The organism is Corallococcus sp. CA053C (assembly GCF_003611675.1).
GTDB lineage: Bacteria > Myxococcota > Myxococcia > Myxococcales > Myxococcaceae > Corallococcus.
The window spans coordinates 1-24,052 of sequence record NZ_RAWA01000111.1; the positions used below are offsets into that span (position 1 = coordinate 1).

Consider the following 24,052-nt stretch of genomic DNA (forward strand, 5'->3'; position numbering starts at 1 on the left):
GCCCCAGGTAGAGCGGTGACAGCCGGCGGGCCCCGAGCCGCTTCGTGTCGGTGCGCGGGACGACGTCCCCGTCCCGAAAGCCCGGTGCGAGAAAGGCCGTGACGTGCATGCCCGCCTCCGCCGCTCCGGGCCGCAGCCATCCTTCCGCCTCACGCCGCAGGGCATCCAGCAGCGCATCCCTCCGCTCCGCATAGCAGAGCCGCATCTGTCGCAGGTGCGCGGCGTAGTGCCCCGCTTCCATGAAGTGCGCCATCGCCGCCTGGGACAGCAGCGGCGCATGACCATCCGTGGCGGCTCGCGCGGCGGTGAAGGGCTCCACCAACGCCTCCGGGACGACGAGGAAGGCCAGCCGCAGCGAGGGGAACATCACCTTGTTGAAGGTGCCCGCGTAGAGGACGCGTCCCGCCACGTCCAGTCCCTGGATGGCCCCCAGGGGCCTCGTGACGTAGCGGAACTCGCTGTCGTAGTCGTCCTCGAAGATCCACGCACGCGCGGCCCGGGCCCACTCCAGCAGCGCCAGCCGCCGGGGCAGGCTCAGCGTCACGCCCAGCGGGTACTGGTGCGAAGGCGTGACGTAGGCCAGCCGGGCCTTTGGCGCCCGCGCGGTGCCCACGTCCACCCGGAGCCCCTCCGCGTCCACCGGCACGGGCCACACGCGCGCCCCCGCGGACTCGAACGCGGCGCGCGCACCCAGATAGCCCGGCTCCTCCAGCCACACGCCCTCCCCCTCGTCCAGGAGCAGCCTCGCGGAGAGATCCAACGCCTGCTGCGTGCTGGAGAGCACCAGCACCTGTCGCCACCCACAGCGCACCCCGCGCGCCGTGCCCAGGTGCGCGGCGATGGCTTCTCGCAGTGGCCGGAAGCCCGCGGGCTCGCCCGCGGTCATCAGCCCGGGCCCCAGGTGCCGGGCCTGCTTCGACACCGCGCGGCCCCACAGGTGCGTGGGGAACAGGTCCAACGCGGGCAGGCAGGGCGTGAAGGGCTGCACGTCGCGGGGCTCCGGCGGGAGCACGTCGCGGGACAGGAGCTGGCCCCGGCGTGACAGCCCCGGCCGGGACAGGGGGCCGCTGCGGCGCACGGGCGCGGCGCTGATGCTCCGGGGCAGCCGGGCATGTTCGGGCAGGGCCACCACGCTGCCGGAGCCGACGCGCCGCTCCAGGAAGCCCTCCGCGTCCAGTTGGGAGAAGGCTCCCTCCACGGTGCCCCGGGAGATGCCCAGCTCGCGCGCCAGCATTCGCGTGGAGGGCAGCCGGCTGCGCGGCGCGAGCGCACCGGAGAGGATGGCCTCCCTCAGCCGCTCATAGAGCTGGCGGTGCAGGGACTCCCCTCCTCCGGTCTCCGGCTGGAGGAACGGCAGGGACACTCCGGCGGCCCGCTTCGGCATGCCCCCATGAAGCCAGGGCCCGGGCGCCCCGGCAACCGGTGGCCCGCCCATAATGGCCCATGCCCGGGAGCCGAAATGGAGCTGTCCGCCGGACCACTCCGGAGGCACAGTTCCGCGTGTCGAAGTCACTGGAGGTCCCGTCATGACTGCTTCCGCCACGCCGTTCTCCTTCGTCCTCGAAACGCCGGCCGCGACGCCCGAGGAGGCCCGGCGCCACTTCCTCGCGAAGCTCTCCGTGGAGACAGACCCGGCCGACGTCCACCTGGACCTGGAGCGCGGCAAGAAGGGCTTCGTCGTGGTGGACGTGCGCACGAAGGAGGCCTGGGCCGAGCGTCACGTGCCCGGCGCGCTCAACCTCCCGTCACGCACCCTCAGCGCGGAGACGACGGCGCACCTGAGCAAGGACGACGTCATCATCACCTACTGCTGGGGCCCGGGCTGCAACGGCTCCACCAAGGCGGCCGCCCGCTTCGCCGCGCTGGGCTTTCGCGTGAAGGAGATGATCGGCGGCATCGAGTACTGGGTGAAGGAAGGCCACGCCACCGAGGGCACGGCCCCCAAGGGCACGCCCGTGTACGCACACCGCGCCGACACCTGATCCGAGGCACGCCTCCGGAGTCAGTACACGCCGATCAGGTGGATCTGCACCCTCGGGTTGCCGAGGAACTCCTTGAGCCGCCAGCGGCTGCGCATCCCCTCATCATGGATGCCCACGCCTCCGTCCGTGGGGGCCTCCGCGCTGGCGAGCGCCTCGCGGAGCTGGGAGATGGCCCAGGCGTCGAACTTCGAGTCCCCCGAGCCCTCGATGACCTCCAACTCCAGCACCTTCCCATCGCGCGCCTGGCGGACCTCCACGACAGCGGCGAGGGCGAGGATGGGCTGGGTGAGGTCCACCATGTACACGTTCGCGGCGCGTCCGGCCTCGACGGCGGCCTGGAAGCGGTTGCGCTGTTCCAGGCGCTGGTCGCGCTTCTCCGGGGCATAGGGGGTGCCCGTCTTGCCGAAGCGCTCGATGGCCTCCAGCTGCTCGCGCTTCGCCCGCGAGGCGAGCACCTTCAGGTCCGGCGGGGGCGGGTCGACCAGCTTCTTCGTGAAGTCCTTCTGGAGCTTCGCGAAGTAGGGAGCGGGAGCCCCGCTCTCCGCCCGCGCTTCCGCCAGCGCGTCCTTGGCCCAACCGTCCACCTTCACGCGCGCCTCTTCCGCCTGCTGGCGCGCGAGGGCCTCCTTATCGGGCACCTCACCGGTGTTGCGCAGGGTCCGTCCCGTCGAATGCGGCTGGCCCGTCAGCCCTTCTCCAAGCAGGTGTCCCGGCACCAGGATGGGCCGCTCCGTCGACGCGAGGGGCGTGTCCTGGGACAGCGGCTTCTCCTGGGGCGGCGTGTCCTCCTGGCCGGGCTCCGCGGCCGGTGGCGCGGTCGCGACCTGGGGTGCAGGTGTCTTGGGCGTCGAAGGAGCCGGGCGTTCTACACGGCGCGTGGGAGGAGCACCCACCGGGGCGGTCGGTCGTGCCGTCGGCTTCTCGGGCACGTGGCGGATGTCGAACTCCACCACCTCACGCGACGGCGACGCCTGCCTTGGAGGCCGGACGGACGGGACCCGCGACAGCGCGAAGAAGAGCGCCGCGTGCAGGAGCACCGAGAGCAGCAGTGTGAGGCCCAGCCTGGAGCGACGCGACACGCAGGACAGCTTGCCCCGCCCACCCCTCCGCGTGAAGTGCCCCGAGGCACGGATGTCGACCCGCCACGCCATCCCGTCTGCCTGCCGGCACGTCGATGCGCCCCAGGGTCCCCTTCCCCCTCCGTGTTTCAAACAATACGGCGCCGCGAACCGCGCCACCCTCGCCACAGGCGCATGCCGACCCAGGCGCTCAGGACACCGACCGCGAGGGCGACGAGCATCCTCCCCGCGCCAATGATGGCGGGCGCCACCGCATGCGCAGCGCTCGCTCCGAGGCCTGCCGCGGACAGATAGACCGCGATGCACAGCGGGCACTTGGGCAGCAGCACGCCCGTGAGCGCCAGCAGGAACGCGACGAGGCGCGAGGCGCGGCCCGGCGCGAAGCTTCGTAGGGTGGGCAGGGTCCGCATTCGAGCCTCCGTGGAGGCTCCATCCATAGCCACGGCGGTCAGGCCCCGGGGAGTAACAAGCGCGGCGCGAATCCCCTACCCTGCCGGCATGGACTCCCTGATTGCCGCGGCCGCGCGGGCGCTCTCCACGGGCGATGCGCTGGGTGCGCTGAAGCGCGTCGCCCTTCGCGATGACGCACCGGCGCTCGCGCTGCGTGGCATCGCCATGGCGCAGCTCGGCGAACATGCGAAGGCCCGCGAGCTCCTCCGGCGCGCCGCCCGTGGCTTCGGCGCGCACGAGGAGCTTGCACGCGCGCGATGCAAGGTGGCCGAGGCGGAGGTGGCCCTGGTGATGCGCGACCTGACCTGGTCTCCGCGCGCGCTGGAGTCGGCGCTCCTGACGCTCGAAGCCCGGGGTGACCGGGTGAATGCCCTGCATGCCCGACTGCTGGCCATCCGTCGCCTGCTGCTGCTCGGGAACATCGCGGAGGTCGAGCGCGCGCTCGGCCATCTCGACACACGGGGCATGCCACCTTCGCTCGTGGCCATCGCCGAGCTCGTCACGGCGGAGGTCGCCCTGAGGTTGATCCGGACGCGCCCCGCGCGTGAGGCGCTCGACCGGGCACACGAAGCCTCGCGGCGGGCGCGCGTGCCCGCGCTCATGGCGGAGGTCGAGCAGGCCCACGCGGTGCTGGACCGCCCCGCCGCGCGGTGGATCCGCGCGGGCTCCGAGCAGGTGCTCCGGCTCGAAGAGGTGGAGGCCGTGCTCGCGTCGGGGGAGCTCGTCATCGACGCCTGCCACCGCACGCTCCGCGGCGGCACGGTGGAAGTATCGCTGGCCCGGAGGCCGGTGCTCTTCGCGCTGGCGCGTGCGCTCGGCGAAGGCGGGCCGGAGGGCGTGGCCCGTGAGGTGTTGATGGCCCGTGCGTTCGAGGTGCGCCGGGCGAACGAGTCGCATCGGGCCCGCCTGCGGGTGGAGCTGGGCCGGTTGCGCGCGGTGCTCGCGCCGCTGGCCCGGATCGACGCGACGAAGACGGGCTTCGTGCTCACGCCGCACCCGGCCGGCCCCGTCACCGTGCTCCTGCCACCCATCGAGGGAAGCCAGGCCTCACTGCTGGCGCTGCTCTCCGACGGCGAGGCCTGGTCGACCTCGGCTCTGGCGCTCGCGCTGGGGGAGAGTCAGCGCACCGTCCAGCGGGGGCTCGCCGAGCTGGAGGCCTCGGGCCGGGTGCACGCCCTGGGGCGCGCTCGGGCCCAGCGCTGGCGCTCGCCTCCCCTCACGGGATTCACGACGACGTTGTTACTCCCCGCGTCCGTGCCCGGTGGGTACTAGTTCTCCTGGATGCAGCGACGCATCCCCCGGCGAGGAGCCACGAGATGACACACCCCCAAACCCACGCACCCAAGACACAACGGCCGGTGCCCGTGCACGCCGCCGAAGTCGTGCGGGAGTACGGCCCGTTCCCTGGCGCCGAGAAGGTGCACGGCGTCACCCATGACGGCAGCCGCGTCTGGGCCGCCACCGGCACCAGGCTCATCGCCTTCGACCCCACGAGCGGCGAGCCCACGCGGACACTCGACGTCGCGTCGGACGCGGGGACCGCCTTCGACGGCAAGCACCTGTTCCAGCTCGCGGAGGCCCGCATCGACAAGATTGATCCGGAGACGGGCCGCGTCCTCGCGTCGATCCCGGCCCCCGGCCATGGGGGCGACTCGGGACTCACCTGGGCCGAGGGCTCGCTCTGGGTGGGCCAGTACCGCGACCGCAAGATCCATCAGATTGATCCGGAGACAGGCGCCATCCTGCGCACCATCGAATCGAACCGCTTCGTCACCGGCGTGACGTGGGTGGAGGGAGAGCTGTGGCACGGCACCTGGGAGGGTGACGAGAGCGACCTCCGCCGCATCGACCCGGACTCGGGCGCGGTGCTCGAACGGCTCCAGATGCCGCCCGGCGCGGGCGTGAGCGGGCTGGAGTCCGACGGGGGAGCGCTGTTCTTCTGCGGAGGCGGACCCGCGGGGAAGGTCCGCGCCGTGCGCCGGCCGAAGGGAGCGGGACGATGAATCCCCCCAAGGTCGTCTCACGCGAAGAGTGGCTGGAGGCTCGCACGCGCCTGCTCGCCAAGGAGCGGGAGTTCACCCACCTGCGCGATGCGCTGAGCCAGGAGCGGCGCGAGCTGCCGTGGGTCCGGGTGGAGAAGCCCTACGTCTTCCAGGGGCCCCAGGGGGAGGAGACGCTGTCGCAGCTCTTCGCGGGAAGGAGCCAGCTCGTCGTCTACCACTTCATGTTCGCCCCGGAGTGGGACGCCGGCTGCAAGAACTGCTCGTTCTGGGCCGACAGCTTCAATGGCATCACCGCGCACCTGGAGCAACGGGACGTGAGCTTTGTCGCCATCTCCCGCGCACCGCTCGCGAAGCTCCAGGCGTACGAGCGCCGCATGGGGTGGAGCTTCAAGTGGCTGTCCTCCAGCGAGAGCGACTTCAACTTCGACTTCGGCGTCTCGTTCAAGCCCGAGGACCTGGCGCAGCAGCGCGCGACGTACAACTACGGTCCGCTGAAGCACTCCATCACCGACATGCAAGGCATCAGCACCTTCGCCAGGGACTCCGACGGCGCGCTGTTCCACGCGTACTCCTGCTACGCGCGGGGCATCGACATGATGAACACGGCCTATCAATACCTGGACCTGGTGCCCAAGGGGCGCGACGAGCAGGGGCTCCCCTACTCGATGGGCTGGGTCAAGCGCCGGGACGAGTACGCCTGAGCGGAAGGAGGGAGCGCCGCCCCCGTTCGGGCCGCTCCCACCGGCCTCCCCACTGTGCTAATCCGCGCTGGCCGCAAGGCGACTCTCCACCCCTCCAGCCCGGAAGACCTCCATGGCAGGCAGCAGCCTGATTGCGCTCCTCGACGACATCGCCACCATCCTGGATGACGTCTCCATCCTGACGAAGGTGGCGGCGAAGAAGACGGCGGGCGTGCTCGGTGACGACCTGGCGCTCAACGCGCAGCAGGTGACGGGCGTGAACGCGGACCGGGAGCTGCCGGTGGTGTGGGCGGTGGCCAAGGGCTCGCTGGTCAACAAAGCCATCCTGGTGCCGGCGGCGCTGGCCATCAGCGCGCTGGTGCCCTGGCTGGTGACCCCGCTGCTGATGGTGGGCGGCGCCTTCCTCTGCTTCGAGGGCGCCGAGAAACTCGCGCACAAGTTCCTGCACAGCCCCGAGGAGGACACCGCGCACCGCGCCGAGCTGCGCGACGCGCTGGTGAACCCGAGCGTGGACCTGGTGGCCCTGGAGAAGGACAAGATCAAGGGCGCGGTGCGCACCGACTTCATCCTCTCCGCGGAGATCATCGCCATCACGCTGGGCACCGTGGCGACGTCGGACTTCGCCACCCGTGTCTCGGTGCTGGTGGGCATCGCCCTCATCATGACCGCGGGCGTGTACGGGCTCGTGGCGGGCATCGTGAAGCTGGACGACGCGGGGCTGTATCTCAGCCGCCAGGCCGGGAGTTTCCAGCGCAGCCTGGGCGCGGGCATCCTCCGCACGGCGCCGTGGCTGATGAAGTTCCTCTCCGTGGCGGGGACGGCGGCCATGTTCCTGGTGGGCGGCGGCATCCTCGTCCACGGCATCTCCAGCCTGCACCACGCGGAGGAGTCCTTCACCGCCTGGGCCACCGCCGTGCCGGGCGTGGGCCCCCTCCTGGGCGGGCTCGCCCCCATGCTGCTCAACGCCGCGGTGGGGCTGGGCGCCGGGGCCGTGCTGGTGCTGCTCTTCACCCTGGGCCAGAAGGTGCTGAAGCGCCGGAGCGCGAAGTAGCGAGCTCCTGATGGGACGGAGCCCGTCTCCGGGACCGGCTCCGCCGCTGCTCACGCGTCGTCCAAGAGGCCTCCGCCTGCCCCGTCCGCTCAGCTCCCCGGCGCGCGATAGGCCGGGAAGTAGCCCGTGTCGCGGCTGCTCGCCGAGAGGCGCTCGTACACCGTCGGCTCGCAGATCAGCTCGTGGGTGTAGAGGTGGGAGCTGGCGTTGGCGAAGCTCCGCTTGAATTGCTCCAGCCCGTCGCCCGGCCGGACGCCGCCGCCCAGGTGGAGCGGCAGCCCCAGCCACGTGCTGAGTTCCACCAGCGCCCCGAAGACGGTGTTCTTGGCCGGCGAGCGCCCCAGGTCCGCGTCCGCCGTTCCCCCCAGGTAGTGGTGCATCAGGCCGTCGCTGAAGACCCCCACCCCCGACGAGGCGATGTGGCCGTCCGCGGCGCGGGTCGTCGCGAGCCAGGCGCAGGGCGACGAGAACAGCTGCTCGAAGTACGCGTCGGAGAAGAAGTACCGGGAGAGCGCCCCGTCGCGCACCATGGTCTGCCGGTAGACCTCCTTGAAGCCCTCCCGCTCCTCGTGCGAGGCCTCGCGCACCGGACAGCAGGTGCTCACGAAGCCCAGCCGGATGTTGCGCCGCATCTGCCGACGGGCCTCCGCCTGGAATTCGATGGGGCGGTGGGGATCAATGAAGAACACCTCGTTGCGCTGCGTCCCGCCCGCGAAGCAACGGGGGCCCACGACGCGGTCGCGCACGAAGATGCTGACCAGCTCCGTGCCTGCCCAATCCACGGCGTCCTTCGGCACCTCGCTCAACCCATCCAGCCGCGCACCAGGAAAGCCGTAGGGGGAGATGGCATCGCGGAACGGCGTGCCCTCGATGGGCCGCACGATGAGCGGCAACCGGAGCGAACCTCCCTCGCCATCCTCGATGACCAGCGTATGCGTCACACCCTCGGCCCGCAGGTGGTGCGTGGAGCGGAAGTAGTCCTCCGACAGGGCTGACATTCCTTCGTCAGGCACCAGGACGGCGCGGCATGGCTTCAGGCTCGGAGTCCTGACCCGCGAGGCTTCGGAATGATTCATCATTCGAGCGCATCCTTTCAATCAGCGACGCAGTGCCCCCGCCCCCCTGCTCCCGCTTCGAGCGCATGTGAGTCCTCAGGCAACGTGGGGCGAGACAGCCGCCCGGGCCCGGGCCCCCCGCCTCCACCGGCGGTAGCCGCGCAGCGCGGGCTGTTCAACGCGGTAGGTAATGAGGGTGCCCAGCAGGAACCCGACAGCGATCGCGACCACGATGGCTGCCTCGGGGCGCCAACCCGCGGCCTCGAGCCGCCGGATGACGACGTAACCGATGTTCTGGTGGACCAGGTAGAACGGATAGGAAATGAACCCCATGAAGAGCAGGGGGCGCCAGGTGAGCCAGCGCAGCCCGCCCCGGGAGAGCGCATAGGTGAGGCCGAGCACGATCGCGAACACCGGGAGGGGCGCGTTGCTCCCGACGAGCACCTCGTGCGCGAAGCAGACGCCGATCAGCGCCAGCGCGGAGGGGACGGAGACCTGGCCACGGCTCTGCTTGAAGGCCAGCACGCCCAGCGCGAAGAACTGCAGGTGCGGCCGGCCCGCGAAGCGCGCGACGAAGGGCATTCCCATCGCCTGGGCGGCCAGCTCGGCCAGGGTCTGCAGCGCGACGAGCGCGATGAAGAGGGTGATGACTTTGGGGAGCGCCCGCGCGTACGCGATCACGAACATCAACAGGTAGAAGGACAGCTCGATGGTCAGCGTCCAGTACACGGTATCCACATGCGGGACGCGCAGGAGCTCGTGCACCATGGTCAGGTTGATGAGGGCCGTCTGGAAGCTGAACTCACGGTTCGGCAGCCCGAACAGCGACACCACCGTGAAGGTGAGCAGCACGGCCGTCCAATAGGCCGGGTAGAGCCGGGCCGCGCGGCTCCACACGAAGTCCCGGGCCCGCTCGATGCGCTCCAACGACATCAGGATGACGAAGCCGCTGATGGCGAAGAAGAGCTGGACGCCAAACTTCCCGAAGCGCACCTCACCCCAGAGGGGCGCGGAGTGCCCGTACAGGTCGCTGTACTCGGCCGTGAAGTGATACAGCGCGACCGCCAGCGCCGCGAGCCCCCGGAGCGCGTCCAGTTCCACCAGGCGCGGGTGGCTCGCATCCGAGGCGGCAGCAATGCTTCTCATCCGCTTTCACCCTTCCTGCAGACTTCTCTCGCGAGCGTGTTGGAAGGTGGTGAGTGTCCCTTGCCCTCACCATGCCCCCCGCGGTCTCGGGCATGTGTCGCGTCCTCCGCACCCGCCGGCCCTCGCGTCGGAGGCCCGCCACCCGCCTGCCGCTCAATGACGTGGCGCACGGTAGGCCGGAAAGAAGTCGCTGCCGGTGCGGCCTTCTGACAGGTGGGCATACACCGCCGGCTCGCAGATCAGCTCGTGGGTGCAGAGGCGGGAGCTGGCGTTCGCGAGTCCCCGCTTGAACTGCTCCAGGCCGTCACCCGGCCGGACGCCGCCGCCCAGATGGAGCGGGACCCCGAGCCGCGTGCACAGCTCCACCAGCGTCCCGAAGACATTCTTCGCGGGAGAGCGCGCCAGGTGCGCATCCGCCGTTCCCCCCAGGTAGTAGTGCAGCAGGCCGTCGCTGCGGACGCTCAGCGCCGCGGAGGCCACGCCCCCTTCCGGCGCACGCGTCGTCACCAGCCAGGCGCAGGGCGACGAGAACAGCTCCTCGAAGTAGGCGTCGGAGAAGAAGTACCGGAGGCTCGCCCCCTCGCGGATCATCGTCTGCCGGTAGACCGCCTGGAAGCCCTCCCGCTCCTCACGCGGCGCCTCGCGCGCCTCACGCGCGGTGCTCACGAAGCCCAGCCGGAGGTTGCGCCGGATGTGTCGGCAGTGCATCTCGCGGAACTCGACCGGCAGGCGCGGGTCGATGAAGAACACCTCGTTGCGCTCCGTCCCGCCCACGAAGCAACGGGGGCCCGTGACGCGGTCGCGCACGAAGATGCTGACCAGCTCCGTGCCCCTCCAGTCCACCGCCGCCTTCGACACCTCCTGGAGCCCGGCCACCGCGCCTCCGGGAAACCCATACGGAGAGATGGCGTCGCGGTACGGCGTCCCGTCAATGGGCCGCACGATGAGCGGCACCCGCAGCGCCCCCCCCTCCCCATCCTCGAGGACCAGCGTGTGCGTCACCCGCTCGGCCCGCAGGTGGTGCGCGGAACGGAAGTAGTCCTCCGACAGCGCTGACGCCCCTGCGTCAGGGACGAGCACGGCCCTCGTTTGCATCATCCTCATGTCTGCGACCCCCCCGGGTCCTGCCCACGTCCGCGACAGCTCCGAGCAGCCAGGACACCGGCGGCTCGCAGCAGGCTAGCCTTCCGGCCATTCCACTGGAGCCGCCCCCCGGGACACCCCGGATGTTGGAATCCTGTCGTCGAAGGCCTCGAGCCGAGGGGCCTACTGCTGCGCGGCCCGTTCGGACAGGAGCCGCACGTTGAGCGCGCCGTTGGCGAAGAACTGGCTGTTCTGCCCGACGGTGTGCGTCTCCAGCCGGCGCTGGAGGTTGACGTCGTAGCGGCCGAGCTTCATCAGCCCGTCGTTGAACCAGCCATCCCCCGCCCCCGAGCCATCCACGTACTGCGCATACGATTTGGCCGCGGGCCAGATGATGGTGTTGAGCGTCACGACGAACTTGCGGACATCCGGCTCCGTCCACTCCATGCCCGCGTCGCGGGCCTCGACGATGTACGCCAGCACGCCGTTCGCGTGCGCCACGTCCTGACCGGGCTGGGAGTACAGGCCCCACTTCTCACTCCAGAAGTAGGCCGTCGGGTGGTCGGGGTTGGGCTCCAGCTGCGCGCGCAGGGACGACGGGAAGTTCGGCAGGCCGTGGTTGATGTTGTTGAAGACCTCCAGGTAGAGCGTCCGCCGCAGGGGGTCCGTGGTCATCTTCGACAGGTCCATGGCGATGAAGGCCCAGTGCGCGGCCATGTGCGTGCGGTTGCGATAGAGGAAGTCGTCCGCCCCGCGCGTGAACCACTTCTCGAAGATGTTCTTCTCCGAGAACGTCAGCAGCCGCTCGTACTGCGAGCGGTAGATGTCGGAGGTGTAGAGCGAGGGCGTCTCGCGGATGACGCGCAGCATCCGTGTCACGTAGCGCCAGCAATAGCTCTCATACAGCGGCACCTCCTGCCACGCGGGATCCGACAGCGACGAGGCCCAGCCCAGGTACCCGTCCTTGAACTGGCTCTGGGGGAGCACCGAGGACACCCGGGCGCTGGCCACCAGGTTGTTGACGTAGAGCAGGGCCCGGTCCAGGTACGCCGTCCTCCCGGTGGCCCGGTACATCGCGGTGTTGGCGTCGATGCCATAAGCGAGGTTGTAGAAGTCCCAGCTGTCGTGCGAGTTGCTCCAGGGCAGGAAGTCCCGGGTGTGCTCACGCCCCCAGTCCGCCAGGAAGATCCGCTCCCAGGCGCCGACGGTGCGAAGCCCCTTGGGGGCCGGAGGTACCGGAGGCGGAGGCGTCGTCGAAGGGGGCGGCTCCACTTCGGGCGGGGAGGTCGGCTCCCCTGGAAGGACCCACTCACCGGGCGCCTCCTCGATTTTTCCCACGACCCCACATGCGGCGCACAGCAACAGGGCGAGCAGCAGGACCGGGGGCCTGGCGAAGCGAGAGTGGCATGGGCGATGGATGTTCGACATCGAGGCGGCCTCTGGTCGGGTCAATGTGCCCAGAGAGGGTAGGTGCGCCACGGGACCGTCCCAATGCCCCCCAGGGAACAGACGCGCTTCCAGGACAGGACGCATGCGTGCCCCCCGCGTGCGAGCCCACATGGCGTGCCGTGTGGGTTTGGACAGACGAAGTGTTCAGCAGCGGCTGCTGTCGCAAGACGGCCCGGCGGCGACCACGGGCAGGACGTGCTGGCGCAGCAGGGCGAGGAAGGGCTCGGGGTCGTTGAAGGCCCCCAGGTGGCCCGAGCCCTGCAACAGCTCGAAGTGCTTCACCGGCGCCTGTACCTCCAAGACATACGCCCGGGCCGCGGCCGCCGGGGTGAACACGTCCGCCTCGCCGTGGAAGACGAAGAACGGGACCTCGAAGCGTCGCCCCAGACAGCGCGCGTCGAACCCGCGCAGCTCCGCGAAGAGCTGCTCGGTGGAGAAGGCCAGGCCGGAGATGACATCCAGCACGTCGCCCAGGCCGTGCTGCGGGGACCCGAGCATGAGCGGCAAGAACGTAGCGCCAATGCCGCGCCCCACCGTGACGGTCCGGTCCCTCAGCCGCATCAGCCGGTTGAAGGAGGCCACGTCCCACCGCGAGGAATCAGGCCCCATGTGGTCCAGCAGGGCCAGCGCCCCACGGTCCCCTGCCGCTCGCGCCCACGCGAGGGTGGCGGGGAACGCCTCCGCCTCCCCGGCGGCCATGCCGACATTGAGGTCGGTCCCCACGAACGCGGCGAAGAGGTCGGGGCGGCGCAGCACGAGCTTCAGCCCGAGGTGCGTTCCCGCCGAGCTGGAGAGGAGCACCACCTTCGGCTGTCCCAGGTGCTCACGGAGGAAGTCGCACAGCGCGATCGCGTCCTCGACCATCCGGTCGAAGCTCATCTCGCCGCTGCCCGCCTTGCCGTTGCGCCCCAGCGTCTTGCCGACGCCCCGCCTGTCCCACTGGACGACCGTGAAGTGGCGCTCCCAGGAGCGCAGCAGCGGCGTGAACACCGAATAGGGCGAGCCCGGCCCCCCGTGAAGCACCAGCAGCACCGGGTTGCGGCGGTCCTCCCCCCGGATGCCGACCCACTGTTCAATCCCCCCGAGCGGGAGGAAGTGGTCTTCGACAATCGCGTGCGGCGAGTCCAGGCGCAGCAGCCGGGAAGCCCTCGCCCGGCGTGAGGCCCGGTAGCCCAGCGCGCCCGTCGCCGCGACGCCCAGCAGACCCGCGGCGCCACCCAGGATGGCGGTGATCATCGTGCTCCTCCCTTACTGTTTATCCACTAAACTAATTAGTGTGGGGTGTATACAGTTCCTCCGTGGGCGTCAAGACGGACAGCCCCGGGGGGTGAGCGCGGATGGCGGGAAAGAAGCCGGTGTTTGGCGACCAGGCGCGGAGCGTGGAGCTGCTCTGGAAGGAGGCGCCCCGGGCGCGGCGTGGACCCAAGCCCACGCTGAGCGTGGAGCGGATCGTCGAGGCCGCGATCGCGATCGCGGACGAGCACGGGCTGGCGGCGGTGTCGATGGAGCGGGTCGCCAGCGAGTTCCACTTCACCACGATGGCGCTCTACCGCTACGTGCCGGGCAAGGCGGAGCTGGTGGACCTGATGATCGACTGGGGGGTGGGACTGCCGCCCGTGCTCGGCGACGAGGGGGACTCGTGGCGCACGAAGCTGGAGCGCTGGGCGCGGGCGCTGTGGAGCGTGTTCCATCGCCATCCCTGGGCGCTGGAGGCCACCCACCGGCTGCGCGTGATGGGGCCTTGCGAGCTGGCGTGGCTGGAGGCGGGCCTGAGCGCGCTCGCGACCACGCGGCTCACGCCCGCGGAGCAGCGGACGGCGTGCGTGGTGCTGCTGGGCCACGTGCGCAACACGGCGCAGTTCTCCGTCACGCTGCCGCGCGGCCACGGCGGCCTCACGAACGAGCAGTGGGGCACCGCCACCCGTGCCCTCATCCAGGACCGCGCGGAGGACTACCCACGGCTGCTGGCGGTGCTGTCGGCCCCGCCTTCGGAGGGAGCGCAGGAGGACACGCTCACGTTCGGGATCCGGTCGGTGCTGGACGGAATCGAAGCGCGCGAGGCCAGGCCCAAGGCACCGCCGCGCGCCGGCCGGCGGTGAGGCCAGGCCGGCGGCGGACGCTCAACGGTCAGGCGGCGACGCCCGTCGTCGGCTGGAGGAGCACCACGGGGAAGCAGCGGGTTCAACTCCGAGTAGAGCGTGGTCAGCGTCTGGAGTTGCCGCTCCACATCGTTCTGCGCCTCGATGGTGGAGCCGCTGGTGTTCGCCGTGCTCACGATGAGGCCCACGAAGGCCTTCGCCGCGGCCAGGGGGGAGTCCTCGCAGTTGAACATCTTGATGGCCAGCTGGACCAACGCCTTGTCCGTGCCGGACAGCCCCTTCGCGATGGTCTGGCAATCCTGGTCGATGGCCTCCAGCGTCGAGTTGATCTGCGCCTCCAGGCTCGCGATCTCCGCGTCCCCCGCCGTACGCGAGGTTGACGTTGTTGTAGTCCTGGGTGAAGGCCGCCACGTCCGCGTCCAGGGAGTCGGTGGCGAAGGCCGTCAGCGCGGAGGCCGTGGCGGTGGCCTGGGTGACGCCCACGTCACACTTCTGGATGAGCAGGTTGATGCCAATGACCGTGGGTTCTGATCAAGTGCCGGCAACGGGTGCTTGCAGTCCGCAGCTCTCACGCGTGCCCAAATGAGGCGTGAAGTCAAACGAACCGCCCGCGGAGGCCATCCCGTTCTTGCCGGAGGTGTTGCCCGCGACGCAGCAGTCCGTGGCCTGCAAAACAACACATATTGGCATTGTCACACGCGGCAGGAAGCGGCGATGGTCGCAGGGGAGGTCCCTTCCTCCTGGAGACAGATTCCCATGCGCGCTTCGTTCCGACGCCCTGCCCTGTTGTTGCTGCTGACCACCTGCGCCCTGCCGGGCTGCACCTCGGAGTCGGACCCCATGCCCGGTGATCCGCCGGACTCCGGCGTGGTGGACACGGGCTGTCCTGCGCCCACGGGCGCGGCCATCACGCACCAGGGCACCGTCTCCGCTCCGGAGACCTGGAGCGCCACCAGCCCCCATGTCGTCTCCTCCCTGGACGTGAATGCCGCCGTGACGGTGGAGCCCTGCGCCGTCGTGAGCGTGAGCAGCGGCGCCAACATCGCGGTCAACAGCGGGGGCACCTTCGTCACCCAGGGCACTCAGGCAAAGCCGGTGCACATCCAGGCCGTGGACTCCGGCAGGCCGTGGGGCCAATTGCTGGTCAACACGGGCAGCACCGTGCGACTGACGTGGACGACGCTGTCCCAGGGCGGCAACCCCTCCTCCGCGGACGCCACCGTGCGCGTGCGAGCGGGCGCGGACCTCCCGGGTGCCCGGCCCCTGTTCGTGGACCACGTCACCATCGAGGACTCCCGCGGCCCCGGCATCCTCCTCAACGGCACCGCCGGGTTCGCGGACGGCTCCACCGCGCTGACCATCACCCGCTCCGGGAGCGAGGCGCGGCCCCAGCCGCTGGTCATCAACCCCAACGCGCTGGGCACGCTCCCCTCGGGCACCTATACGGGCAACCGCGAGGACGCCATCCTCGTCGGCCCCGCCATCGCGTCCGCCACCATCTCCTATCTGGGCGGCAACGCGACCGTGCGCGACCTGGGCGTGCCGTACCACGTGCAGGACCTCACCGTGGGCAACCACGACACCGCCGCGACCCTGACCCTGGAGGCAGGCGCCGAGCTGCGCTTCGACCCGGCCAGCCGGCTGCTCGTCTACGACGGGAAGAGCGCGCTCATCGCCGCCGGCACGCAGGCGCGGCCCGTCGTCTTCACCTCCGCGAAGGCGACGCCGGTCGCGGGGGACTGGGCCGGCCTGCGCTTCGAGGGGACGAACCCCACCAACCGGCTGGAGAACATCCGCGTGCGCTACGCGGGCGGCACCTGCCAGTGCTCCAGCTACGGCTGCAACTACCTGCCGCCGTCGTTCGACGTGAGCTCCGCCATCCTCCTCTTCACGGAGCCCACCACGGCGTTCATCACCGGCGCCTCCATCGAGGACAGCGCGGGCCACGGCATCCTGCGCGGCTGGAGCGGCTCGGCGTCCGTGGACTTCGTCGCCACGAACACCTTCGCGCGCATCGCCGAGTGCACGCAGACGCTGCCCCGCGACACCGAAGGCCGTTGCCCCAGCAACCCGACCTGCCCTCGCGCCCCCTGAGCACATCCAAGAGGGATGACGCAGTGATGTCTTCCACCCCTCGAAAGCCCCAGGGCGCGCTGTTCGCCGGAGACATCTGCCCCGCCGTGCGATGCCGCGCCCACCGGGTTGCGTTAGCCCCGCCCTCCCCGGGCCAGCAAGCCCGCACGCGGAGGAGCACCCGTGTCCCAGCCCCTGCACCGTAGGACCGTCCTCAAGTGCATCGTCGCCGTCGCGGCGAGCACGGCCTCTGCCTGCCACGATGACGACGACGGGCCCCCGACCGAGGACCGGCAGCGTTTCCCGCAGTCCGTGGCCTCGGGGGATCCGCGCCCGGACCGCGTGGTGCTGTGGACGCGCGCGGTGGACCCCGCGAACGCGGACGCGGACGTCGAACTCACGCTGCAGGTGGCGAGGAGCGCGGACTTCCGCACGCTCGTCCTGGAGCTCAAGGGCCTGCGTGCGCTGGCCGATGATGACCACACCCTGCGCGTGCAGGTGACGAACCTCGCGCCGCGCACCGTCTACTTCTACCGGTTCGTGGTGGACGGTCCGAAGCACGAGCGCTTCTCGTCGCCCGTGGGGCGCACGCGCACCGCGCCCTCGGACGACGCGGACGTGCCCGCGCGCTTCGTGGTGGCGAACTGCCAGGACTTCCTCGGGCGCTACTACAACGCGTGGCAGCGGCTGCTGCAGCTCGACGAGGACCTGGACTGCGTGGTGTTCCTCGGCGACTACATCTACGAGACGGTGCTCGCGGATGCCGGGGCGGACCCGCGCTCCATCTCCTTCGGGGATCCGGGCTCCGCGCTGTCGCTGCCCACGGCGGCGGGAGGACCGAGGCTCGCCGCGCAGTCGGTGTCCAACTACCGCGATATCTACCGCGCCATCCGCTCCGACCCGATCCTCCAGCAGGTCCACGAGCGCTACCCCTTCATCGTCGTCTGGGACGACCACGAGTTCTCCGATGACTGCTGGGACGCGCACGCCAACTACACGGACGGTCGCGCGGTTGAGTTCGAACCGGAGCGCAGGCGCAACGCGGAGCAGGCCTTCTTCGAGTACCAGCCCCTGGACGTGACGGCCGCGCCCGCGGGCCCCGTCGAGGTGGACTCGATTCCGCGCTACCCGGATGCGCGCATCTGGAGGGACCTGTCCTTCGGGCGCCACCTGCGGCTGCTCGTGACGGATTACCGCAGCTACCGTCCGGACCACCTCATCCCCGAGGACGCCTGGCCGGGCACGGTGGTGATGGACGCGGCGGTGTTGCTGTCACTCGGACTGACGGCGGCATTCGCCGCGGACACGTTCGCGTATGTGGACATCGACGCGGCGCAGAACGCGCCGCAGAAGGTGATCCTGCGGGCCGCGTATGTGCAGCTCGCGGTGGGCGCGGGGCTGTCGCTGGCGGACGCGATCGCTCGCGCGGAGGCAACGGTGCGAGGCAATGTCGCGCTCGCCTATGCGAACGCGGTGCTGACGCAGGCCGGGGCGCCGCCCCTGGATCCCACGGGCAAGCCGCGAGGGATCGCCTTCGTGCACCTGGGCAAGACGGACCTGTTCTCCCGCCTGGGCGCCCGCTACGTCGTCATCAAGGACACCTTCGACATCTACGCGGCGTGGCGCTTCGGGGTGACGAGCGGGGCCTCGGAGGACGCGCTGGGGCAGGTGCAGGAGCAGTGGCTCCTGGCGGCGGCGCGAGAGCCCGGAACATGGAAGGTGGTGGTCAGCTCGGTGTCGCCCACGGCGATGATCTGGGACCTGTCCAACAAGGCGGACGTGCCCGCGCAGGTGCGCAACCGGTACGCCTTCGACGTGGACCAGTGGGATGGCTTCCCGGACCGGAAGCGCCAGTTGCTGGAAGGGCTGCGGACCGCCGCGAACGAGCACCTGGTGTTCGTGGCGGGGGACATCCACGCGTCGTTCGCGTCGGTGGAGCTGGGGGTCGCGGCGGTGACGGCGCCGTCCATCTCCTCGTCATCCATCCAGGAGGAAGCGGCCGGCGCGGTGACGGCGGCGGGCTTCCCCCCCGGCTCGGCGGTCTACCGCTACGTCGTCACCGAGCAGCAGGCCACGCTGCGCGAGGGCAACCCGGGCATCGCCTTCGTGGACACGGACGCGCACGGCTTCACGGTGGTGGAGGTGGGGCCGGAGGCGGTGCGCGCGGCGTATCACCTCATCCCCAGCAGCGAGGTGCGCACGGACTACTCCGCCCGCCCCGAAGACCTGGCGGCCCGCTTCACCCGGAGGGACTTCCGCATCACGCCCGGAGTCATCTCCGCGGTGTGAGCGGTGAGCATCAAGGCAGTTGTCGGTAGGAACCCATCACGGGGCGTGAGGCAGCACGGGCGTGGGAGGCCCCTGCCGGTCCGGCGTCGCGGGAGGGACCGCGTCCACGGGGCCGGGCACCTGCGGGGGAGACGGCGGCGTCTTCGGGGAGACCTCGGGTTCCACCGACGGCGGCGGAGCCACGGTGCCCGACGCCGGCACGCTCCCGAGGAACGCCTCCAGCGCGGCATTGAACTGCTCCGGGCAGTCGAGCTGCACGGTGTGGCCGCACCCCTCCAGGCCCACGAGCTTGGAGCCTCCGATGTGCGCGTGGCCGTACTCGAAGATGTCTCGCGGGAAGCCGCCGTGCATGAACGGGTTGGGAATCAGGCGGTCCGACTCGCCGAAGAGGATGAGGGTGGGGGCGGTGATGCGGTGGAGGTTGTCGCGCACGAAGTCGTCGTGGGCCAGCCCCGTCACCGTGCGCACATTGGCATAAGCATACGCGTCGAACTCGGGCGACTTCGCCAGACGCACGCGCTCCTCGATGAGCCACTCCAGCTCCGGCCGCCAGTTCTGGAAGTTGGCCTGCCGCACGCTGCCCCAGACGCCGTACTCCGGCGTGGACTTGATGAGCTCCGTGCTCATCACCCGCGTGAACCAGGCCTTCTCCTTCGGGGAGAACTTCTCGAAACCCGCGGGCGACACCAGCGCCACCGCGGCGGGCTCGCCCGGGTAGCGGATGGCGTACGACAGCGCCGTCTGTCCGCCCATGGAGTGGCCGATGAGGATGGGGTGTGCGACGCCCAGGCCCTGCGTCAGCTCGCGCACGGCGTCGGCCATGGCCTCCATGGTGTACGGGAAGGAGCCCGGCTTGTCGGACTTGCCGTAGCCCGGCAGATCCACCGCGACGACGTGGTAGCCGGCGCGATGGAGCGTGTCGATCTGCGCCCGCCAGAACTTCAGGTAGCTGCCGAGCCCATGGATGAGGACCACCGTGCGCGCACCGGGCGCCGCGGTCAGCTCCACGTAGGCCACCTCCGGCACGCGCGTCATGCCGTAGGTGGCGGCCGTCTTCGGCAGGGCCATGCGCTTCACCGGCCAGGGTGTCTTCGACCCGGCCGACGCGTAGTCCAGGTCCTGGAACGCCAGCGGCGGCGCGCTGGCATACGAGCGCACGCAGCCGGAGGAGGAAGCGAGCCCCGTCGCGAGCAGCAGGGCCTTGAGGGCGCGGGAGGTGCTCATGGTCAGAACGCGTACCAGGTGAAGGTGGTGAAGGCGGCGAAGGGGTTGCCCTTCACCGTCGTGGATCCGTCGTAGAAGCTGCCGCGGAACAGGTAGCCGGCGTGCACGCCCACCGTCATCAGGTAGCGAATGGTGTAGCGCACCTCCGCGTTCACCTCGGCGCCAATGAAGCGTCCCCGCCGTACATCCGTAGCCCAGCGCGGCGGCGTGGCCCCCGCGTTGGCCAGCCCCGTGGCCACCTTGAGGTTGAGCTTGTTGGGGACGATGTCCCACGCCGCGCTCGCGATGCCGGTGCGCAGGCCGTAGCCCTGGTTGGAGATGTCCGTCACCGCGCCCGTGTAGTTGTTCACGGTGCTGGTGAAGGGGAACAGCAGCAGCATCTTGTGGTCGAACCACACCGAGCCGGGCAGGCCATACTGGTTGAGGGTGAAGGCGCCGGTGTAGCGGTCGTCATCGAGGTTGCTGTCGCCGGTGGTGAACATCCCCTCCAGCGTCACCAGGTCCGACGGGCCGCGGCCCCACTGGTAGAGCACCTCCAGGTTGGCGGACAGCCCGGAGATGTCGACCTTCTTGTTGAACGTGGTGTCCGCGCGGTCGCTCGTGTAGCTGCCGCCGTTGTACATGACGAAGCCGGAGGCGCCGAGGCGACCGGCGCGGAAGTCGATGTTGTGGTGGAAGTTGGCGCCGAGCCAGAAGACGTTGCCGGTGGGCCGCTCGATGTTGAAGCGGGGCGTGCCCACGAACGGGCTGAGCCCCGTGGAGGACGGGCCGCTCTTCACGATGCCCTCGAAGGCATACGCGTCGCCCTTGGTGTCGTCGCGCAGGTACCACGCGGACAGGCCCACGTTCGTCCCGGGCTGCACCGGATACGCGTAGTCCGCGGTGAGCAGGTAGATGAACTTCAGGCGGGGGTCATCCTTCGTCGCCTTGTCCGACTGCGCGCTGCCCAGCGGCAGCAGGCTCAGCTTGGACAGGCCCTTGTAGTTGCTGAAGAGCGTCAGGCCGGTGGCGTCACTGCCCAGGAACGCCAGCTTGTAGCCCGTGCGGATGATGTCGTTGAGCGGCGTGCGCGTCGGGTCGAAGATGGAGTCGTAGACGGGCTGCGTGCCGATGAGCAGCGTGAGCCGGGCGGGGTTGCGCGTGGGATACAGCGCGACGTTGACGTTCTTCGTCTGGATGTTGACCTGGTCGGCGTTGAAGCCGCCGCCCTCGTTCTGCTGCGAGGCATTGGCGGCACGTCCCCAGAGGTAGTCCACCTCGAACTGGGCGCGGAAGGACGCCAGTCCGTCCGCGAAGGAGGGGCTGTACTCCAGGACGGGAATCCAGCGCTGCTCGACGTAGAACGCCGAGCGCCCCGGCTCCACGCGGACGCCACTGCCGGACAGCGAGCCGAAGGGCCCCAGCGACACGCCCTTGAGGCCGGCGGGGTCGCCCACGCTGTTCGTCAGTGACAGCCGGGTGAGGAAGTAGTTGATGAGGATGAACTCGCGAGGCTTCGCGTCCTCCTCACGGTCCTTCTCGTCGAACCAGTCGCCGTAATAGAGCCCCGGCACGGTCGTGGTCTGCGCCGCCGCCGGCAGCGACAGCCCGGCCAGGCCGAGCGCGAGCATCGCCGCACCCCAGCGCATCACCTTGCCTGCCTCACCCAACCGCCCTCCCGACATACGCACCTCGACCCCGCGGTGCGGGGCACACCCGGATGGAAGGACGGTGGGCGCGGCCTGCGCCCACCGTCACCGCGCGACTAGCCGCTGATGTCGTAGACCTGCACCGCGTTGCCGGTGAAGGCCACGCCGGAGGTGCTGACCGACTTCGCGCCCACCGCGCCGTCGGCGCAGTGCCAGCCCGTGGCCTTGGCCTCGAAGTACAGCTCCATGGAGAGCTTCTTCGTGTCCGCGGAGAACCTCGCGCGGCCCTCCTGCTTGAAGCTGCCGTAGTCGACGAGGACCTCGAAGCAGCTCCCATCCGCCGCGATGTTGCTCAGGGTGACGGCCTTGGAGTCGAACACGAGCGCGTTCTGCGCCGCGGCATGGTCACAGGTGCTGCCGGGCTGGCCGACACCGGTGGAGTTGCGAAGGGTGCCGGGGATGCTGTTCACGTGGAAGTTGTTGCCGCCCACGCCGATGGTGACCTTCTGGAAGCACTGGCTGGCCGAGCCCCAGTTGATGTCCTCGTCCAGCGACAGCGGGTGGCTGGGGATGTTGTCCCCCTCCATGACGAGCGTCTTGCCCTCCAGGAACGCGAGGATGTTCGACTGGCTGTCCAGCTTGGGCTTCGTGTCCACCGGCGGATCCGTCGTGTCGTCCCCACAACCGGAGAGCCCCAGCGTGCACAGCATCATCGCGGACAAGAACGTCTTCTTCATGTGAGTGCTCCTCTTCCCTTCCGGCAGCAGCGCCGGGACGGCGACATGACAAAGCTTCGGACTCAGTGCATCGCGGGTGCGGAGCCCGGTGCGGCCCCGCTCGCGGATGAGACACATGGAGGACCACATGAGCCGGCGCATCGAGCACCCGGGACCCGCCCCGGGAAAAGTGAAGGCCGATTCATATTTCATCTACGGGTAGCATCCGCCTGACAGCCTTGTCAAAAAGACAGGCGTTGGCTTCACGCGTCATGGGCTGGATGCGCGCGTCGAGTCCCTTGCGGCCCCGTCTAGGGGACTCGCGGGGAGTCCTCACCGCCACCCGTCTCGGTGGCGAGGTCCTCCCGCGCGACAGGCATGATGCAGTGGACCAGGAGCACGCGCAGCACGGTGTCGAGGGCGAAGGAGACCTCCAGTCCCTCCACCCTCATGACGAAGCCGTCCTCGGTGCGTTCCAGTCGCGCCAGGACCTGTCCCAGCGATACGGCGCTTCGCATCAGGAGCGCGAAGTTCTCCAGATGGGTCTCCAGGTGGAGGCGCACCTCACCCGGAAGCCGCTGGAGCTGACGCTCCGCCCGCCGCGAGTAGAAGAGCCGTGACATGAACTCAGGCTAGGCATGCGCCCGGGGACCGTCCGCGCCACGAGGACGCGCGACCCCTGACCTGGCAGGCAGCCACCGGGTCTCACTTCTCCGGGATGGCCCACTTCAAACCTGTTTTCATGTGAAAACGTGACATCCTGGACGCAGTGGTCCCCCTGCATCCGTTCTCCCCAGGAGATGTGACGTGTTCTCATCCCGATACCGGGCCCACGGCCTGTGCTGGCTGCTTGCGTTGGGTTCCCTCACCGCCTGCGTTGAAGAAATCCCCACGCCCACTGAAACGGGCGAGCTGACCCGGAGCGTCGACAGCGAGGTCAGCATCTTCGGCGCGGGCACCCTTCCCGCCCTGAGCGCGGATCCGGATGTCGCGTCGGTGGAGCTGGGCGTGAAGTTCCGCGCCAACGTCCCGGGTATCGTCTCCGGCATCCGCTTCTACAAGGGCAGCTCCGCGAACGCGGGGACGCACGTGGGGAGCCTCTGGAGCCGCACCGGGCAGCGGCTCGCGACCGCCACGTTCGCCAACGAGACGGCCACCGGCTGGCAGACGGTGCGCTTCACCACGCCCGTGAGCATCACGGCCAACACCACCTACGTCGCGTCGTACCTGGCGCCGGTAGGCCGCTATGCCTCCACCGGCGGCTTCTTCAACGGCCAGGGCGCGGCGAACGGTCCCCTGACGGCGCTGGCGTCGGGCGTGGATGGCCAGAACGGCGTGTATGTCTATGGCAGCGGCGGCTTCCCCACGCAGAGCTACAACTCCAGCAACTACTTCGTGGACGTGCTCTTCACCTACAGCCCCGATACGAGCGCCCCCACCGCGCCGGGTGCCCTCACCGCCACGGCGCCCTCGCCGGGGAGCATCCAGCTCACCTGGAGCGCGGCCACCGACAACACGGGCGTGACGGGCTACCGCGTCTTTCGCGGGAGCACGCAGGTCGCGTCGCTCTCCGCCGGGACACTGGGCTACCTGGACACCGGGCTCGCGCCGTCCACGCTCTACACGTACACGGTGAAGGCGCAGGACGCGGCGGGCAACGTGGGCGCCGCCTCCAACGCGGCCTCGGCCACCACGCAGCCGCCTCCCGCGGGCGGCGGGCTGAGCCTGCCCCGCGTGCCGTGGGAGGGAGGCCCGTCGTTCTACGCCGCCTACCCTGCGATGGCGGGCACGCCGTGGCTGACGGAGGACTTCTTCCCCATCGCCTACTGGGGTGCGTACACGGACACGGAGTCGCGGATCATCACGGACAAGGCCCATGGCATCAACGCGTTCCTGGAGACCTATGCCGGCAATGCCTCGTCGGCGGGTTGGATGCGCACGCACGGCATCTGGAACCTCGCGGGCTCCGGCACGGGCGGCGAGGAGGTGGGCGCCACCTTCCCCGACGAGACGGATATGTGGGG

At 70.0% G+C, this 24,052-nt stretch carries 22 protein-coding genes; 10 read left to right on the plus strand and 12 right to left on the minus strand.

The annotated features are described in order from the left end of the window. Nucleotides 1-1,384 (minus strand): PLP-dependent aminotransferase family protein (locus D7V97_RS16875; RefSeq protein ID WP_158623383.1); only part of this gene is annotated, 1,384 nt, incomplete at its 3' end. Between the two features lie 142 nt (nucleotides 1,385-1,526). On the opposite strand from D7V97_RS16875, the gene D7V97_RS16880 reads away from it, so the two are divergent. Next, nucleotides 1,527-1,982, plus strand: a complete 456-nt coding sequence (locus D7V97_RS16880) for a rhodanese-like domain-containing protein (protein ID WP_120611671.1) — start codon at nucleotides 1,527-1,529, stop codon at nucleotides 1,980-1,982. A 20-nt stretch (nucleotides 1,983-2,002) separates the two neighbouring features. Here the strand turns inward: D7V97_RS16880 and D7V97_RS16885 are convergent, their stop codons facing one another. Together D7V97_RS16885 and D7V97_RS16890 are read right to left on the minus strand one after the other, a co-directional pair. Beyond that, nucleotides 2,003-3,133 carry a ferrichrome ABC transporter substrate-binding protein gene (locus tag D7V97_RS16885; protein WP_120611672.1) on the minus strand — a complete coding sequence of 377 codons (1,131 nt, stop codon included), beginning with the start codon at nucleotides 3,131-3,133 and terminating at the stop codon, nucleotides 2,003-2,005. Nucleotides 3,134-3,189: 56 nt separating this feature from the next. Then, complete coding sequence (locus tag D7V97_RS16890; RefSeq protein ID WP_120611673.1) at nucleotides 3,190-3,471, minus strand: hypothetical protein; 282 nt, start codon at nucleotides 3,469-3,471, stop codon at nucleotides 3,190-3,192. Nucleotides 3,472-3,559: 88 nt separating this feature from the next. On the opposite strand from D7V97_RS16890, the gene D7V97_RS16895 reads away from it, so the two are divergent. The 4 genes from D7V97_RS16895 (at nucleotide 3,560) to D7V97_RS16910 (ending at nucleotide 7,266) form a co-directional block, all read left to right on the plus strand. After that, on the plus strand, nucleotides 3,560-4,783 hold the full coding sequence (locus tag D7V97_RS16895; protein ID WP_120611674.1) for a helix-turn-helix domain-containing protein: 1,224 nt from the start codon (nucleotides 3,560-3,562) through the stop codon (nucleotides 4,781-4,783). A 44-nt stretch (nucleotides 4,784-4,827) separates the two neighbouring features. Further along, on the plus strand, nucleotides 4,828-5,514 hold the full coding sequence (locus D7V97_RS16900) for a PQQ-binding-like beta-propeller repeat protein (protein ID WP_120611675.1): 687 nt from the start codon (nucleotides 4,828-4,830) through the stop codon (nucleotides 5,512-5,514). Next, a complete protein-coding gene (locus D7V97_RS16905) occupies nucleotides 5,511-6,215 on the plus strand; it encodes a DUF899 domain-containing protein (protein ID WP_120611676.1) in 705 nt (234 codons plus the stop codon). The genes D7V97_RS16900 and D7V97_RS16905 overlap by 4 nt, the downstream gene beginning before the upstream one ends. 112 nt (nucleotides 6,216-6,327) lie before the next feature. Then, complete coding sequence (locus tag D7V97_RS16910) at nucleotides 6,328-7,266, plus strand: DUF808 domain-containing protein (RefSeq protein WP_120611677.1); 939 nt, start codon at nucleotides 6,328-6,330, stop codon at nucleotides 7,264-7,266. A gap of 89 nt (nucleotides 7,267-7,355) precedes the next feature. On the opposite strand, the gene D7V97_RS16915 is transcribed toward D7V97_RS16910, so the two are convergent. The 5 genes from D7V97_RS16915 to D7V97_RS16935 all read right to left on the minus strand — a co-directional run bounded on the left by D7V97_RS16915 (nucleotide 7,356) and on the right by D7V97_RS16935 (nucleotide 13,235). Further along, a complete protein-coding gene (locus D7V97_RS16915) occupies nucleotides 7,356-8,264 on the minus strand; it encodes a GNAT family N-acetyltransferase (RefSeq protein ID WP_233582897.1) in 909 nt (302 codons plus the stop codon). A 153-nt stretch (nucleotides 8,265-8,417) separates the two neighbouring features. Then, nucleotides 8,418-9,467: an acyltransferase gene (locus D7V97_RS16920; RefSeq protein ID WP_120611678.1), complete on the minus strand. Its 1,050-nt coding sequence runs from the start codon at nucleotides 9,465-9,467 to the stop codon at nucleotides 8,418-8,420. A 153-nt stretch (nucleotides 9,468-9,620) separates the two neighbouring features. Beyond that, complete coding sequence (locus D7V97_RS16925; RefSeq protein ID WP_233582899.1) at nucleotides 9,621-10,547, minus strand: GNAT family N-acetyltransferase; 927 nt, start codon at nucleotides 10,545-10,547, stop codon at nucleotides 9,621-9,623. Between the two features lie 186 nt (nucleotides 10,548-10,733). Further along, on the minus strand, nucleotides 10,734-11,888 hold the full coding sequence (locus tag D7V97_RS16930; protein ID WP_233582900.1) for a hypothetical protein: 1,155 nt from the start codon (nucleotides 11,886-11,888) through the stop codon (nucleotides 10,734-10,736). 255 nt (nucleotides 11,889-12,143) lie between these two features. Beyond that, on the minus strand, nucleotides 12,144-13,235 hold the full coding sequence (locus D7V97_RS16935) for an alpha/beta fold hydrolase (RefSeq protein WP_120611681.1): 1,092 nt from the start codon (nucleotides 13,233-13,235) through the stop codon (nucleotides 12,144-12,146). A 101-nt stretch (nucleotides 13,236-13,336) separates the two neighbouring features. Between D7V97_RS16935 and D7V97_RS16940 the strand changes: the two genes are divergently transcribed. From D7V97_RS16940 to D7V97_RS16955, 4 genes are all read left to right on the plus strand, one after another. Next, entirely contained in the window at nucleotides 13,337-14,098 is a 762-nt protein-coding gene (locus tag D7V97_RS16940) for a TetR/AcrR family transcriptional regulator (protein ID WP_120611682.1), read from the plus strand. A gap of 99 nt (nucleotides 14,099-14,197) precedes the next feature. Continuing rightward, the gene (locus D7V97_RS16945) at nucleotides 14,198-14,629 is read left to right on the plus strand and encodes a hypothetical protein (RefSeq protein ID WP_147444838.1); all 432 of its coding nucleotides are present in this window, start codon (nucleotides 14,198-14,200) and stop codon (nucleotides 14,627-14,629) included. Between the two features lie 225 nt (nucleotides 14,630-14,854). Next, a complete protein-coding gene (locus D7V97_RS16950) occupies nucleotides 14,855-16,192 on the plus strand; it encodes a hypothetical protein (protein ID WP_120611684.1) in 1,338 nt (445 codons plus the stop codon). 162 nt (nucleotides 16,193-16,354) lie between these two features. Further along, a complete protein-coding gene (locus D7V97_RS16955; RefSeq protein ID WP_120611685.1) occupies nucleotides 16,355-18,460 on the plus strand; it encodes an alkaline phosphatase in 2,106 nt (701 codons plus the stop codon). A gap of 36 nt (nucleotides 18,461-18,496) precedes the next feature. Here D7V97_RS16955 and D7V97_RS16960 read toward each other — a convergent pair whose 3' ends face one another. From D7V97_RS16960 to D7V97_RS16975, 4 genes are all read right to left on the minus strand, one after another. Then, nucleotides 18,497-19,684, minus strand: a complete 1,188-nt coding sequence (locus D7V97_RS16960) for an alpha/beta fold hydrolase (protein WP_120611686.1) — start codon at nucleotides 19,682-19,684, stop codon at nucleotides 18,497-18,499. Nucleotides 19,685-19,686: 2 nt separating this feature from the next. Further along, the gene (locus D7V97_RS16965) at nucleotides 19,687-21,333 is read right to left on the minus strand and encodes a hypothetical protein (RefSeq protein ID WP_233582901.1); all 1,647 of its coding nucleotides are present in this window, start codon (nucleotides 21,331-21,333) and stop codon (nucleotides 19,687-19,689) included. 95 nt (nucleotides 21,334-21,428) lie between these two features. Next, a complete protein-coding gene (locus D7V97_RS16970) occupies nucleotides 21,429-22,049 on the minus strand; it encodes a hypothetical protein (RefSeq protein ID WP_120611688.1) in 621 nt (206 codons plus the stop codon). 290 nt (nucleotides 22,050-22,339) lie between these two features. Then, nucleotides 22,340-22,651 carry a hypothetical protein gene (locus D7V97_RS16975; protein ID WP_120611689.1) on the minus strand — a complete coding sequence of 104 codons (312 nt, stop codon included), beginning with the start codon at nucleotides 22,649-22,651 and terminating at the stop codon, nucleotides 22,340-22,342. A gap of 184 nt (nucleotides 22,652-22,835) precedes the next feature. Between D7V97_RS16975 and D7V97_RS16980 the strand changes: the two genes are divergently transcribed. Beyond that, nucleotides 22,836-24,052, plus strand: a 1,217-nt coding sequence (locus tag D7V97_RS16980) for a DUF4082 domain-containing protein (RefSeq protein ID WP_120611690.1), incomplete at its 3' end; no start/stop codon positions are given.

Bases quoted from the DNA above. Each gene is read 5' to 3' on its own strand.
- D7V97_RS16895 (WP_120611674.1), top strand. From the start codon at position 3,560: ATGGACTCCCTGATTGCCGCGGCCGCGCGGGCGCTCTCCACGGGCGAT.
- D7V97_RS16880 (WP_120611671.1), top strand. From the start codon at position 1,527: ATGACTGCTTCCGCCACGCCGTTCTCCTTCGTCCTCGAAACGCCGGCC.
- D7V97_RS16940 (WP_120611682.1), top strand. From the start codon at position 13,337: ATGGCGGGAAAGAAGCCGGTGTTTGGCGACCAGGCGCGGAGCGTGGAG.
- D7V97_RS16935 (WP_120611681.1), bottom strand. From the start codon at position 13,235: ATGATCACCGCCATCCTGGGTGGCGCCGCGGGTCTGCTGGGCGTCGCG.
- D7V97_RS16970 (WP_120611688.1), bottom strand. From the start codon at position 22,049: ATGAAGAAGACGTTCTTGTCCGCGATGATGCTGTGCACGCTGGGGCTC.
- D7V97_RS16975 (WP_120611689.1), bottom strand. From the start codon at position 22,651: ATGTCACGGCTCTTCTACTCGCGGCGGGCGGAGCGTCAGCTCCAGCGG.
- D7V97_RS16890 (WP_120611673.1), bottom strand. From the start codon at position 3,471: ATGCGGACCCTGCCCACCCTACGAAGCTTCGCGCCGGGCCGCGCCTCG.
- D7V97_RS16900 (WP_120611675.1), top strand. From the start codon at position 4,828: ATGACACACCCCCAAACCCACGCACCCAAGACACAACGGCCGGTGCCC.
- D7V97_RS16915 (WP_233582897.1), bottom strand. From the start codon at position 8,264: ATGTCAGCCCTGTCGGAGGACTACTTCCGCTCCACGCACCACCTGCGG.
- D7V97_RS16960 (WP_120611686.1), bottom strand. From the start codon at position 19,684: ATGAGCACCTCCCGCGCCCTCAAGGCCCTGCTGCTCGCGACGGGGCTC.
- D7V97_RS16885 (WP_120611672.1), bottom strand. From the start codon at position 3,133: ATGGCGTGGCGGGTCGACATCCGTGCCTCGGGGCACTTCACGCGGAGG.
- D7V97_RS16950 (WP_120611684.1), top strand. From the start codon at position 14,855: ATGCGCGCTTCGTTCCGACGCCCTGCCCTGTTGTTGCTGCTGACCACC.
- D7V97_RS16910 (WP_120611677.1), top strand. From the start codon at position 6,328: ATGGCAGGCAGCAGCCTGATTGCGCTCCTCGACGACATCGCCACCATC.
- D7V97_RS16905 (WP_120611676.1), top strand. From the start codon at position 5,511: ATGAATCCCCCCAAGGTCGTCTCACGCGAAGAGTGGCTGGAGGCTCGC.
- D7V97_RS16920 (WP_120611678.1), bottom strand. From the start codon at position 9,467: ATGAGAAGCATTGCTGCCGCCTCGGATGCGAGCCACCCGCGCCTGGTG.